This is a genomic window from Micromonospora sp. USAFONa4 (assembly GCF_057197825.1).
Genome location: NZ_CM170072.1, coordinates 5,776,828 through 5,790,062, shown reverse-complemented (window position 1 = coordinate 5,790,062; position 13,235 = coordinate 5,776,828). Strand labels below are relative to the sequence as shown.

The 13,235-nt window shown below is 74.8% G+C and carries 13 protein-coding genes; 1 reads left to right on the top strand and 12 read right to left on the bottom strand.

Going from position 1 to position 13,235, the window contains the following annotated elements:
* Positions 1-463: 463 nt before the first annotated feature.
* From aroQ to AC0OO9_RS25500, 5 genes are all read right to left on the bottom strand, one after another.
* A complete protein-coding gene (gene aroQ, locus AC0OO9_RS25520; RefSeq protein WP_132240162.1) occupies positions 464-895 on the bottom strand; it encodes a type II 3-dehydroquinate dehydratase in 432 nt (143 codons plus the stop codon).
* Positions 892-1,968 (bottom strand): 3-dehydroquinate synthase, encoded by a 1,077-nt coding sequence (aroB, locus tag AC0OO9_RS25515; protein ID WP_421458269.1) that lies wholly within the window; start codon positions 1,966-1,968, stop codon positions 892-894. Before aroB ends, aroQ begins: the two co-directional genes overlap by 4 nt.
* A gap of 186 nt (positions 1,969-2,154) precedes the next feature.
* Complete coding sequence (locus AC0OO9_RS25510; protein WP_484518043.1) at positions 2,155-2,658, bottom strand: shikimate kinase; 504 nt, start codon at positions 2,656-2,658, stop codon at positions 2,155-2,157.
* A gap of 46 nt (positions 2,659-2,704) precedes the next feature.
* The gene (aroC, locus tag AC0OO9_RS25505; protein ID WP_421458266.1) at positions 2,705-3,883 is read right to left on the bottom strand and encodes a chorismate synthase; all 1,179 of its coding nucleotides are present in this window, start codon (positions 3,881-3,883) and stop codon (positions 2,705-2,707) included.
* Between the two features lie 142 nt (positions 3,884-4,025).
* Positions 4,026-5,051: a hypothetical protein gene (locus AC0OO9_RS25500; protein ID WP_484512932.1), complete on the bottom strand. Its 1,026-nt coding sequence runs from the start codon at positions 5,049-5,051 to the stop codon at positions 4,026-4,028.
* Between the two features lie 116 nt (positions 5,052-5,167).
* Between AC0OO9_RS25500 and AC0OO9_RS25495 the strand changes: the two genes are divergently transcribed.
* Positions 5,168-5,827: a TetR/AcrR family transcriptional regulator gene (locus tag AC0OO9_RS25495; RefSeq protein WP_484512931.1), complete on the top strand. Its 660-nt coding sequence runs from the start codon at positions 5,168-5,170 to the stop codon at positions 5,825-5,827.
* A gap of 7 nt (positions 5,828-5,834) precedes the next feature.
* Here AC0OO9_RS25495 and AC0OO9_RS25490 read toward each other — a convergent pair whose 3' ends face one another.
* The 7 genes from AC0OO9_RS25490 to AC0OO9_RS25460 form a co-directional block, all read right to left on the bottom strand.
* Positions 5,835-6,755: a glycosyltransferase family 2 protein gene (locus AC0OO9_RS25490; protein ID WP_151457204.1), complete on the bottom strand. Its 921-nt coding sequence runs from the start codon at positions 6,753-6,755 to the stop codon at positions 5,835-5,837.
* Positions 6,752-7,366 carry a glycosyltransferase gene (locus tag AC0OO9_RS25485; protein WP_484518042.1) on the bottom strand — a complete coding sequence of 205 codons (615 nt, stop codon included), beginning with the start codon at positions 7,364-7,366 and terminating at the stop codon, positions 6,752-6,754. The genes AC0OO9_RS25490 and AC0OO9_RS25485 overlap by 4 nt, the downstream gene beginning before the upstream one ends.
* Positions 7,367-7,440: 74 nt before the next feature.
* Complete coding sequence (locus AC0OO9_RS25480) at positions 7,441-7,923, bottom strand: UDP-N-acetylglucosamine--LPS N-acetylglucosamine transferase (RefSeq protein ID WP_311414437.1); 483 nt, start codon at positions 7,921-7,923, stop codon at positions 7,441-7,443.
* Positions 7,924-8,149: 226 nt separating this feature from the next.
* Positions 8,150-9,409: a hypothetical protein gene (locus AC0OO9_RS25475; protein ID WP_484512928.1), complete on the bottom strand. Its 1,260-nt coding sequence runs from the start codon at positions 9,407-9,409 to the stop codon at positions 8,150-8,152.
* Positions 9,406-10,308, bottom strand: a complete 903-nt coding sequence (locus AC0OO9_RS25470) for a sulfotransferase domain-containing protein (protein WP_484512926.1) — start codon at positions 10,306-10,308, stop codon at positions 9,406-9,408. The genes AC0OO9_RS25475 and AC0OO9_RS25470 overlap by 4 nt, the downstream gene beginning before the upstream one ends.
* Before the next feature lie 8 nt (positions 10,309-10,316).
* Positions 10,317-11,942: a lipopolysaccharide biosynthesis protein gene (locus AC0OO9_RS25465; RefSeq protein ID WP_484512924.1), complete on the bottom strand. Its 1,626-nt coding sequence runs from the start codon at positions 11,940-11,942 to the stop codon at positions 10,317-10,319.
* Complete coding sequence (locus AC0OO9_RS25460) at positions 11,939-13,177, bottom strand: O-antigen ligase family protein (protein ID WP_484518041.1); 1,239 nt, start codon at positions 13,175-13,177, stop codon at positions 11,939-11,941. Before AC0OO9_RS25460 ends, AC0OO9_RS25465 begins: the two co-directional genes overlap by 4 nt.
* Between the last annotated feature and the right edge of the window lie 58 nt (positions 13,178-13,235).

Below are 13,235 nucleotides of genomic sequence, written 5' to 3'. Positions count from 1 at the left end.
CCGACACAGCCGCGTCACCGCGCCGCCCAGCCACCGCTGCCCCGCCGGCCGAGCCGCCAGCCCAGCCACCTTGCGGGGTTGCCGGCGACAACGCACGCCGGCGCTCACACTCCGTAAGCCGCCGCGCTCTCCGGCAGAACCCCTCCACCCTCCCTTTGCTCTGCGCCCACGGACGCACCAGTTACGCATGGTGACTTTGTCGCCTCCGGCCACGATTCGCCGCCGACAAGAAATACCAGCTCAGCCCCGTGGTGCGTATTCGGATGCAGAGCAAAGCGCCGGAAGGGCAGAGAGCACGAGCCGCAGAAGCGGTCACTGACAGCAACGAGGAGAGATGTCACTCACCGTCACGACAGCTGAAGCGCAGAGCGCGCCACTGGCACTCATATCGCCGCTCCCGCACGCGACGGGCAGGACGGGCAGGACGGACGGAGCGGGCGCGGGACGCTAGGGCAACCGGGGGTCAGCGGATCAGGGCGGCCAGGTGGTGCAGGGCCAGGCGGTAGCCGTCGACGCCGAGGCCGCAGATCACCCCGGTCGCCACCGCCGACACCACCGAGTGGTGCCGGAACTCCTCGCGGGCGTGGATGTTGGAGATGTGCACCTCGACCAGCGGCCCGCGCAGCATGGCGCAGGCGTCCCGGACCGCGTACGAGTAGTGCGACCAGGCGGCGGGGTTGAGCACCACGGCGGCGCCCTCGTCGGCGGCGGCGTGCAGCCAGGCCAGCAGCTCGTGCTCCGCGTCGGTCTGCCGGACCGTCACGTCCAGGCCGAGCTCCCGCCCGGTCGACTCGCAGAGCGCCACCAGGTCCGCGTAGCTGGTCGCCCCGTAGACGTCCGGCTGTCGGGTGCCGAGCCGGCCGAGGTTCGGCCCGTTCAGCACGTGGACCTTCACGCGGCCACCTCGCGGTAGGCCGCCTCCAGCAGCTCGTCGTCCGGGCCCTCCAGGATCGCCGGCCGGGCCAGCCCGTCCAGCACGACGAAACGCAGTTGGTTGCCCCGGGCCTTCTTGTCCACCCGCATCGTGGCGAGCAGTCCGGGCCAGGCCTGGGCGGGATAGCTGGTGGGCAGGCCGAGCGCCGCCATGGCCGTCCGGTGCCGCTCGGCGGTGGGAGCGTCCAGCCGCCCGGCCAGTCGGGCCAACTCACCGGCGTAGACGACGCCGACCGACACGGCGTGGCCGTGCCGCCAGCGGTAGTCCTCCGCCTTCTCGATGGCGTGGGCCAGGGTGTGACCGTAGTTGAGCACCTCCCGCACACCCGACTCGCGCAGGTCGCCCGAGACCACGTCGGACTTCACCCGGATCGCCCGCTCGATCAGCTCGCGGGTCACCGGGCCGGTCGGGTCGGTGGCCGCCGCCCGGTCCCGCTCCACCAGGTCGAGGATCACCGGGTCGGCGATGAAGCCGCACTTGACCACCTCGGCCAGGCCGGCGGCGAGGTCGGCCTGCGGGAGGCTGTCCAGCGTCGTCAGGTCGGCGAGGACGCCGACCGGCGGGTGGAACGCACCGACCAGGTTCTTGCCGGCGGCCGTGTTGATCCCGGTCTTGCCGCCCACCGCCGCGTCGACCATGCCCAGCAGCGAGGTCGCCACCGGAACCCAGCGCACCCCCCGCAGCCAGCAGGCCGCGACGAAGCCGGCCAGGTCGGTCACCGCGCCGCCACCGACGCCCACCACCGCGTCGGTACGGGTGAAACCCGCCTCGCCCAGCCGGTCCCAGCAGGTCGCCGCCACGTCGATGCGCTTGCCCGCCTCGGCGTCCGGCACCTCGATCAGCAGCGGTGCGACGCCGGCGGCGCGCAGCCGCCCGCCGATCGCGTCGGCCAGTTCCCGGAGCGGGTGCGCGTGCAGCACCGCCACCCGGGTCGCGTCCGGCAGCAGCCCGGGCAGCGCGTCGAGCAGGTCGCGTCCCACCAGCACGTCGTACGGGCGCTCGCCGCCGACCGGGATCCGGGTCACCTCGTCCATCGCCGGCAGCCTAGTCCAGCCGCCCGATCCGAGGTGGGAACTGTCCACTTCGTGGCCACCCGTTCGCGCCGTCCCGCCGTCCCGTAGCCGCCCGCCTCGTCCCCGTGGCCCCCGACGCGAGGCCACGCCCCCGGTGCGGCGCCTGCACGAGATCGCGGCGGCCCAGCCTTCGAGGAGCCGGGCGGCTCAGCGCTTGAGGAGCGCGGCGATCTCGGCGGCGATCTCTGCCGGTTCCCGCCCGTCGGTGACGATCGTGGCGGTGGCCACCTCGGCGTAGAGGGGACGGCGCTGGTCCAGCAGGTACTTCAGCGTCGCCCGGGGGTTTATCGCCAGCAGCGGGCGGCCCCCGCCGAGCCCGACCCGCTTCACCGCGTCGGACAGCTCGACGGAGAGGTGGACCACGGGGTGCCCGACCAGGGCCGCGCGGTTCTCCTCGGCGAGGATCGCGCCGCCGCCGAGGGCGAGCACGCCCTCGCACGAGGCCAGTCCCGCTGCCACGGCCGCCCGTTCGAGGGTACGGAAGTGGTCCTCACCCTCGTCGATGAAGATCTCGGAGATCGGCTTGCCGGCCAGGCGCACGATGTCCACGTCGGTGTCGCGGAACTCCACGCCGAGCAGCTCGGCAAGCGCCAGCCCGACGGTGGTCTTGCCCGAGCCGGGCGCCCCCACCAGCACGCAGACCGGCGCCATCAGCGGCACCGCCGAACCGCCGCGCGCCCCGCCCGCCGGCCCGCGCTCACCGGATCACCAGGGCGTCGAGGTAGCCGGCCAGGTTGCGGCGGATCTCGGCGACCGAGTCGCCGCCGAACTTCTCGGTGGCGGCCTCCGCCAGCACCAGCGCCACCATCGCCTCGGCGACGACGGCGGCGGCGGGCACGGCGCAGACGTCCGAGCGCTGGTTGATCGCGGTGGCGGGCTCGCCGGTGGTGACGTCCACCGTCGCCAGGGCCCGGTTGAGCGACGAGATCGGCTTCATCGCGGCCTTCACGCGCAGCGGCTCGCCGGTGGTGATGCCGCCCTCCAGCCCGCCGGCCCGGTCGGTGACCCGGCGTACGCCGGTGGCGGTGGGGATGATCTCGTCGTGCGCCTCGGAGCCACGGGAGCGCGCCTGCTGCCAGCCGTCGCCGATCTCCACGCCCTTGATGGCCTGGATCGACATCAGGGCGGTCGCGAGCCGGGCGTCGAGCTTGCGGTCCCACTGCACGTGGCTGCCCAGGCCCGGCGGCACCCCGTACGCCAGCACCTCGACCACGCCACCCAGGGTGTCGGCGGCCTTCTTCGCGGCGTCGACCTCGGCGACCATCCGGGCGCTGGCCTCCGGGTCGAGGCAGCGCAGCGGGTCCGCGTCGATGCGGTCGGCGTCGGCGGGCGTGGGGCGCAGCCCCGGCTTGGCGGCGACCGGGCCCAGCTCCACCACGTGCGAGACGATCTCGATGCCGAGGGCCTGCCGGAGCAGCGCCTTGGCGACCGTGCCGACGGCGACCCGGGCGGCGGTCTCCCGCGCGCTGGCCCGTTCCAGGATCGGCCGGGCGTCGGTGTGGCCGTACTTCTGCATGCCGGCCAGGTCGGCGTGGCCCGGACGGGGGCGGGTGAGTGGCGCGTTGCGGGCCTGGCTGGCCAGTTCCTCCGCGTCGACCGGGTCGGCGGCCATCACGGTGCGCCACTTGGGCCACTCGGAGTTGCCGACGCGGATCGCGACCGGGCTGCCGAGGGTCGCCCCGTGCCGCAGCCCGCCGATGACCTCCACCTCGTCCTGCTCGAACGACATCCGCGCGCCCCGGCCGTAGCCGAGCCGGCGCCGGGCCAGCTCACCGGCGATGTCCCCGGTGGTCACCTCGACGCCGGCGGGCACGCCCTCGAGCATCGCGACGAGGGCGGGACCGTGCGATTCCCCTGCAGTCAACCAGCGCAACACAGCGGTCAGTCTGTCACGCCCGGTGGCCGCCGCCGTGCGGTGCCCGCCGCGTCCCGCCCTGCGGACGCGGCACGGCCCGCCCGCGACCGCCGGGGTGGCCCGCCCGGCCCGGCCTCAGCCGCTTCCGTCTGCTCCGGGCCGGTCACCTCCGATAGCGCTGTGCCACTGCCGCGAAGGCGGCCTTGGGCTCCCATTCCATGTCGGGGTAGGTCTGCCCACGGCGTCCTTCGAGGAGCTTGACGATGCCCAGGCTGGCCCGGTCCAGGTCGTCCCTGGGGTCGCCGTCCGGGCGGTGCGGGTAGCCGGGCAGGGCGAACAGGAACACGAACGCGCTGTCCACGCCCTCGGTCTCGAAGATCTCCAGGAGCTCGCTCAGATAGCTGGCCTGGCCGGCCTCGTCCCGCTCGTACACGCCGTTGAGCCGGACCGGGGCCCTGGTCCCGGGGTCGTACTCGACCACTTCCAGCACCCGCCCGCCGCGGTCTCCCGCGCCACGGTAGGCCGCGGTGCCGAACCCGGTGATGGCGAGCGGCTTCGGGCCCCGGGCCAGGGTGCGCACCGCGTCCCGGAACCGGCCGGCGACCTCGGCGGAGCGGATCAGCTCGAACGCCACGATGTCGAAGGGGGTCCAGTCGACCTGCTCGAACTGGATGGATGCGTAGGTGAGCCTGCCATGGAAGCGCTCACGGACCGTGGCCGTGGCGTCGCGGAGGAACGCGTTGATGCGCACGCCGAGTTCGCGGATGGCGTCGGCCCGCCGTTCGGGTCGGCTCATCAGCCGCGCGACCCGATCCTCGGGGCTCTCGCCGGGCAGGAACCCGCGGTTCATCACGCTGAGCTCGACCCCTGCGACGAACACGACTGCGGCCCCCTGCTGCCGGAGCCGTTCCGCGTGCTCGGCGCAGTCGCGGAAGAGCGTGAGGATCTGCTCCGGATCCAGCTCCAGCGGATAGGGCGAGAACCAGACCTCCAGGCCCAGTTCGGCGGCGGCGCCGGCGGCCAGCTCCAGTCGATCCGGGTCGCCGCCGATGATCTGGACCGCGTTGCAGTGCAGGTCGTCGCGGATGGTGGCGAGCTCGCGCCGGACCACCGCAGGATCGAAGTGCTCGCGGGACACCTGGCCGTGCACGACGAATCCGGTGTCGTAGGTCATTCCTCTTGCGCGCATGGCGGCGTCCTCTCCGTCGTCCCGGTCGGGTTGAGACTGACAGGAAACGTGCGCGTACGCAAGTTTTCGTTCGCGCAACTTTGCGGGCGCGTAGCCCTGCGTGGGACGCTGACACCGTGACGACGCCACCACCACCAGGGCTGCGGGAGCGGAAGAAGCAGGCCACGCGCGAGGCGCTACGCGAGGCGGCCCTGCGCCTGGCCGTGCAGCACGGACCGGACCAGGTGCGGGTCGAGGACATCGCCGAGGCGGCCGGGGTCTCGCCGCGCACCTACAACAACTACTTCGCCAGCCGGGAGCAGGCGATCGTCTCCGCCGTCACCGCCGACCGGGAGGCGCGGATCGCGGCGGCGGTCACGGCCCGGCCCGCAGGAGCGCGCCTGGCCGACGTCGTCACCGAGGCGGTGGTCGAGCAGTACGCGAACACCGGCGAGCACGAACGCCAGGTGCTGCTGTTGATCACCACCCGGACCGCGCTGCGCGACGCGTTCCTCGACACCACCACCGGCATCGAGCCCCCGCTCACGGCAGCGATCGCCGGACGCCTGGGTGACGCCGGAGCGCACACGGCCCGCGTCCTCGCGGCAAGCGTGGCCGCGGCGGTGCGCATCGCGCTCGAGGGCTGGCTCCAGCCGGCCGGGAACGCGGGAGCCGCCGAGGGCTTCGGAGCCGGAGGACTGGTCGTGCCCTCCGGCTCGCTGCCCGACCAGCTCCGCGCGGCGCTGGCCCCGCTCGCGCCCGCGTTCGACGCGGCGGAGCGACGCACCCGGCCCTGAACGCGGCTCAGATGCCCCGGCCGCGCTTGTGCAGGGTACGCAGCACCGCGTCGGCGCGGACCATCCGCCCGGCCACGGCGAGGGCCAGGTACGCCCGCGGCTCGCGCGGGTTGCGCCGGATGGTGTGCCGGGCCCAGCGCATCGCGCCCCGCCGGTCGCCGGACGCGGCTCGGGCGAAGGCGATCTGCCCGGTGACCCGCGCCTCGCCGGCCGGCTGGGTGCCGAACTCGGGGTAGCGCTCCAGCAGCCACTGCAACGCCTCGGAGATGGTGTCCCAGCGCTGCGCGAAGTAGGAACGCTTGTGCCAGCGCACCAGCACGTACGGCGTGCGCAGGTTGACCAGCGGCGCGCTGCGGGCGGCCCGGAGCAGGAACTCGTAGTCCTCCGCGTAGCTGCCCGGGATCTCCTCGTCGACCAGCCCGAACCCGTCGCGCAGCGCGGCGGCGCGGATCAGGAAGGTCGACGGGTGCAGCTCCGTCATCCGGTCCCGCAGCAGGTCGGCCAGGGTGACCGAGTCCTTCGGCAGCGCCCGGTCGACGGTGTGCCCGTCGTAGCTGACCCGGATGCCGCAGCTGACGAACTCCGCGTCGGGGTGGGCGGCGAGCGCCTCGACCTGGGCCCGCAGCTTGCCGGGCAGCCACTCGTCGTCGTCGTCGCAGAAGGCGACGAGTTCGCCGGTGGCGGCCAGGACGCCCGAGTTGCGGGCGCCGGCCAGGCCGGGGGCGCGCTCGTTGCGGATCACCCGGACCAGCCGGTCCGGGCGGGACAGCTCGGCCAGCGAGGCGTCCGGCTCGGACTGGTCGTAGACCACCACCACCTCGATCGGGCCGGGGTGGTCCTGGTCGAGGATGGCGCGCACGGCGGCCCGGAGCAGCTCCGGGCGGTCCCGGGTGGGCACCACCGCGCTCACGCTCGGGTGTTCGGTCATCGCCGCTCTCCGTTCCGGGCCGGCCGTGCCCACGGCCGCCACCTCGTCCGCTGCCGTCGTCCGGTCGACGCGGCCACCAGGTCCTCCACGATCCGTCCCACCTGCTCGACCGCCTCGCGGCGCGCCCGGGACGCGTCCGGGTCGGCCGCGACGGCGAACCGCGACGGGTCGGCGAGGCCCGCGGTGAGCGCCTCGAACAGCGCCTCCCGGGTCTCGGCCAGCGCCACCATGCCGGCCGCGCCCAGGCGACGGGCGAACAACTGCTGGTGGTCGTCGACGTGTTCGCCCCGGGTCGGGTCCCGTGGGACGACGATCGGCAGGTGACCGTGCCGGCGGGCCTCCAGGATGGTGGCGGGGCCGCCGTGGCAGACCACGAGGTCGGCCTCGGCCATCGCCGTCTGCAGCTCGTCGTGGCCGAGGAAGGGCATCGCCCCGGGCACCCCGGGGGCCCGGGTGTGTCCATGCTGGACGGTCAGCCCGACGTCCTCGGCGACGGCGGGATGCCACTCCTCCAGCCAGCCGACCAGGCGGTCGAACGGATGCTTGTCGGTGCCGACGGCGACCAGCAGCCGGGCCTGTGCGAGGCCGCCGGAGTCGCGCGGCCGGGGCACCCGGGTGGCGGGCGCGGGCCGGGGACGACCGGGGGCGACGCGGTGGGCGGGGGCGGTTCCGGTGCTCTCGGCGCTCACAGCAGGGTCCCCACGACGGTGGCCTCCGGGTACTGGCGGCGCTGCTCGTCCCACTGCACGAGCATCGCGGAGAGGAACGGCCGGCAGAGCCGGGCGGTCAGGGTCGGGGTGTCGATGCGGTCGTACACCTCGATGTAGACGGTCGGCACGCGCCGGAGCCGGGCCAGCACCACGAACGGGACGGCCACCCCGGCGCCGGTGGTCACCACCGCGGCGACCCGGCGCGACCGCAGCACCCGCCAGGCGAGGACGGCGTTGCGCAGCAGGTTCGGCACGTTGCGGGTGGTCGGGTGGTGCGCCGGGACGAGCTCCTCGCCGGCCAGCAGCGAGAGCGCCTCGGGTGTGTCGAAGGTGACCCAGCACCGCCGCCAGCGTTCGTACCACGGGCGCAGGGCGAGCAGTTGGGCCAGGTGGCCGCCGCTGGAGCCCACCAGGAGCAGGACTCCGGGCTCGCCGGCTTCCTCGGTCGTCGTTTCCACGCGACTCCCCACAAGTTCGCTTGGATGTTCGGTGGTCGCCACGCGACAGCAGATCACACGTCCCCCGGCTGGTGAAATAGGGCGACCGGGCGACAAGTCGATCTCCGCGGGTGGCGGATCGGGTGCGCCGCGTCGACCATCGGTATCGACGATCGTCACGACCTGGAGTTTCTTCGTCACTATCCGGAGTCGACGGTGGCCCGCAGGCCCCGGCGATTTCGGTGGATCAGCCGCTATGTCGTTTCTCGACGACGTCCAGCAGGGCGGGATGCAGCGCCGCGTTCCAGCCCGCGCCCGCGTCGGCGAGGCGCCAGGTGCGCAGCCACATCTCCAGCAGGTAGGCGTCGGCCACCAGCCGGCGGGCCGCCGGCCCGAGCCCGAGGTCGGTCCCGTGCCGGTCGAGGTGGGCGTCGACGGCCCGCGCCGCCGCCGCGGCCGGCTCGCCCCGCAGCACCAGGGCCCGCTGGAACGCGTCGTGCGCCAGGTCGAAGCCGAGCGGCACGTCCGGCCCGCTGTGCTCCCAGTCCCAGGCGACGAGGCGGCCGGCGTGCACGCCGAGGTTCCAGGGCACCCAGTCGCCGTGCCAGTGCCCGAACTCGACGGCTGTGTCGCCGTGCCGGTCGGTCAGGGCGGCGACGGCGGCGACCGCCCGGGCCCCGTCCGGCGTGCCGGCGGCGGCGCGCCCGGCGTCGGCGGCGAGCCGGGACAGGAACGCCGACCCGGCCAGGGGGCGCGGTGGCGCCGGCGGGCGGCCCCGGCGGGCCACGGCCAGCAGGGCCGCGATCCGCGGCGCTTCGCCGGCCGACACGCCCCGCACGGCCGGCGGCAGCGGCTCGACCAGCGCGACGACCTGCCCGGCGGCCGTCGTCTCGGCCAGCAGCCGGGGCGCCGCCGGGTGGTCGGGCACCCCGGTCACCGCTGGCAACTCCCGCAGGGCCGCCGCCTCGGTGGTCACCAGCGCCCGGGTGGCCCCGTTCCAGCCGATCTTCGCGTAGCCGAGGGCCCGGCCGTCCGGGGCGAACAGTTGCAGGGTGGGCTTGTGGTTCGGGTCCGGCGGGCGGACCCCGCAGGCCGCGTACACGGCCTGTCTCCCGAGCGCGGCGCCCAGCCGCCCGGCCAGCAGCGCCTCGTCGGCCGCGACGCCCTCGGGCAGCGACACCGTCAGCCGGGGGAACGGGGCCAGGTCGACCGCGCCGACCCGCGCCAGCGTGCCGAGCCCGGCCCGCACGGCCCGCACCTTCGGCGGGCGCAGCGCGTTGTACGCCAGCAGCGAGGCGGCCGTGGCCCGGGGCGCGCCGAGCGGCAGCAGGAAGCGGGCCCGGGCGAGCGACGGGACGACGGCGTACCGGGCGACGGCGCGGTGCCCGGCCGGCGGCGGGGCGCCCACGGTCAGGGCGATCCGCTCGTCGTCGAACACCGCCCTGGTGACCCAGCCCAGCCCGTCGGTGCGCGTGCGGGGGTCGGCGGCGGTGGTCCGCGCCGTCACGGGGCCTGGTCCGGCCAGTCGAGCTCCAGCCCCAGCCGCTGCCGCAACGCGTCGTTGTACGGGCGGTAGTACTCGGTCAGCTCGGCGCGCACCGCCGGCTCCAGCGGCGACGAGCGGCGGTCGTTGTAGACCTTGAAGTCGGGCAGGTCGTGCGGGGGCAGGCCGAGGAAGTCCAGCGTCCGGCGGTAGGTGGACCGGGCGTCGCGGTAGAGGTCCTCGCTGGGCAGGAAGAGGATCTGCTCCCGGTCGAAGCGCTCCAGCCACGGCTCCAGGTGCTCCAGGTAGCGGCCCCGGGCCCGGTAGGTGTACCAGTCGTACGGCTCGCTGAAGTACTCCGGCTCGGCGATCAGCCGCTCCCGCTCCCCCGCCGTGCGCTCCTGCTCGGCGGCCAGCGCGGCGGCGAAGTCGAGCGGCTCGATGCCGTGCGTGCGCCGCTCCTTCCAGTGCGAGTACGCCCGCTCCACCGGGTCGCGCAGCAGCACGATCAGCCGCACCGACGGCATCAGCGCGGCGACCCGCTGCGCCGCGAGGGGGTGGAACATGTACAACGGCGCCGCCTCGCCGACGCGTACCGGCCCGCCGTGCCGCTTCTCCAGCGCCTCCCGGTGGCGCTCGGTGGGGAAGTGCGAGCGGTACCAGGCCTCGCCCCGGCGCCAGTGCTCCTCGAAGTAGTGCGAGGACTTCGTGTTCCAGGCCGGGAAGAGCCGGGGCACCAGCGGGTGCTGGATCAGGTAGTTCCACAGCGAGGTGGTGCCGCCCCGCTTGGTGCCGATGATGAGGAAGTCCGGCAGCGGTCGCCGGTCGCTGGTCCGTACCCCGTAGTCGACGAGCGACTCCCGCACCCGCTCCGTCACCTGGGTCGGTACGAGCTGCTTCACCCGGTCTCGGATGGACGGCACGACGAACCTCACCTGCCCTTCGATTCCTCCGGGGCGTGCCCGGTGGCGGCCGGGGCCGCCTCCTGCCGCCCACGAACCTGCACCATGGTCACCCGGATGCGGTGCCGCACCCGGGGCAACGTCAACAAGCCGACGCAGCCGGCGGCCAGCACGCCCAGGGCCACGGCCAGGCCGCCGATCCCCCGGCCGCCGGCCAGCACCCCGATCCCCGCCGCGGTCCCCACCCCGGCGACGGTGGCCGCCCCGGCCCGCAGCATCGCCGCGTCGACAAGCGGCTGGCCGACCACGGCCCGGGCGCAGCCGACCGCCGTGAGGTTCTCGGTGGCGATGCCGAGCGCCCAGGCCAGCGCCGCCCCCGTCGCGCCGTGCGCCGGGATCAGCCACAGGCCGAGGGAGACCGTGACCAGCAGCCCGGCCAGCGTGGCGGCCAGGTGCAGCCCGCTGCGCCCGCCCATCAGCAGCAGGCTCTGCACGTTGCCGACCCCGGTGTTCACAAGCATGGCCAGCGCGAGCACGGTCATCGCGGGGGCACCGGCGGTGAACTCGGGCCCGAAGAGCTGGAGGAAGGCCAGCCCGAAGACGGCGAGCAGCAGGTAGACCGGCCAGGACAGCACCAGCCCCCACGTGGTCAACTGCCGGTGCACGGCCGCCGCCGCGGCCCGGTCCCCGCGCCCGAGCAGCCGGGACAGCTGCGGTGACACCGCCACCCGCAGCCCCTGCATGGCCAGCTGCCCGGCGAGGATGTAGCGCCCGACGGCGCCGAACACGCCGGCGTCGGCCGGCCCGGCGAGCACCGACGTGAGCAGCACGCCCACCCACATGTTGCCGGCGTCGATGGCGGCCGACGCGGCCCTCGGCAGCGCGAAGCGCCAGAACGCCGACCAGTCGTCCCGCGCGGGCCGCAGCGGTGCGCCCCGGCCGACGCCGAGCGGGCCGGCCACCAGCGTCAGGCAGGCCAGCAGGGCGAGCGCCGCCGGCACCAGCCAGCCGGTCATGCCGGCCAGCAGGCCACCGCCGGCCAGGGCCGCCGCGCCGACCAGCACGGGCCGGGCCACCGGCAGCAGGAAGAACTGCACCCCGACGTACGCCCGGATCGGGCGCACGCAGCGCAGCGCCGCGAGCAGCAGCGTCATCGCCACCACCACCGGCACCGCGGCGAAGCTGGCCGTCAGCAGGGCCGCGCCGTCGACGCCGGATCCACCGAGCAGGCGCGGGGCCAGCGCGTCGGCGGCGAGCACCCCGCCCACGGCGACGGCGACCGCGACCAGCAGCGGCGGGACCAGCGCCACCGGGAGCACCCGGGCGGCGTCGCCCCGCGCGCCGAGGCGCCGGCGGGGCAGCGCCCACATCAGCCCGGTCTCCGCGCCGAGGGTGCACACGGCGGTGGCGACGGTGACCACACCGATCGCGGCGAAGAACGCCCCGGAACCGACCGTGCCGTAGCCGCGGGTGATGACCACCGCGAGCAGGAAGCCGAAGAGGCCGCTGGTGGCCGCGCCGACCAGCCCGGCCACGCCGCTGCGGACGCTGCGGCGGGTCTCCGTGTCGTCGCCGGTCGGCGCACCGCCCGGACCCGGCGCGGCGGGTGCGGCGGCCGGGTGGGGGCCGGACGGCGGGCGGGTGGCGGCGGTCATGCGGGCACCGCTTCCGGGCGCGGGATGCGGGGACGGTGCGGTCGGGCCGCCGTCTCCCGCTCGGTGAGCGCCATCGCGAAGCCGACCGCGAAGAAGGCGACCGCGAGGTTCTGGTTGGCCATGCCGTAGAAGGGGATCTGCACCAGGCAGACCACCGGCACCACGGCCAGCCACTGCCCGGCGGCGGACGTGGCCCGGGCGCAGATCAGCGCGGCGACCACGAACCAGGCGAGAAAGCACAGCAGCGCGGGGACGCCGTGGCTGAACAGCACCATCCACAACTGCCCCTGGGTGCCGATCGGCGCCTCGGCGCTGACGGTGTCGACGTTCACCGGCGCGCCGTAGCCGAGCCACGGCGACTCCCGTACCCGCCGGATCACCTCCACGTAGAGGGAGAGCCGGTCGGTGTTGGTGTCGCTGGACTCGACCCGGTTGCCGATCAGCTGGGTGACCGGGATGAACAGGGTGACGAGGCCACCGGTGACCACCACCCCGACGATCGACGCGGCCACCCGGACGTTGCCGCGCAGCGCCGCCCGGACGCCGAGCACCGCCAGCCCGGCGCCGAGGCTGAGGAACATCGCCCGGTTGAGCGTGAGGAAGGCCGGCGCCAGCGACAGCGGCAGCGACGCCAGCAGCGCCCAGCGCAGCACGCCGCGCCGGCGCAGCATGGTGAAGGCCACCACGCAGGGCAGCGTCATCGCGTACGCGCTGCCGTAGTTGTTGGTGTACGCGAACGGCGCGGCCGGCCGGTAGATCGGGTTCAACGACCGGGCGCTGTACTCCGCGGTGGTGAGGTGGACCATGTCCTGGATGAACGGGGTGTTGGCCACCCCACCCGGAAGCAGCACCTCCACCGGGGTGGTCAGCGCGAACCGGGGGGCCAGCACGCCCAGCCAGCCCAGCGCGACCAGCCCGAACCAGAAGGCGCAGAGCGGAAGGAGGACGGTGACCTGGTCGGGGCGTTCCCGGGCGACCGCGTAGACGTAGACGCCCACCACGAGCGCGGTGAGGTAGAAGGCGAGCCGCAGGGCGAACGTCAGCACCGAGGCCGGCGAATGCAACTGGGTGGCGCTGACCACCACGACGGCAAGGAACAGCAGCCAGATCCCGGCGGCCGGGGGCAGCGGCACCCGGCCCCGGATGAACAGCAGCGCGAACAGCAGGGCCCCGAGCAGGGGCCACCCGAGGTAGAACGCGCCGGCCAGCCACCACACCGGCACCAGGCCGAACATCAACGCCAGCGGCCAGAGCGGCAACCGTGGCGGGGGCGGCGGCTGCGGCAGCGACGCG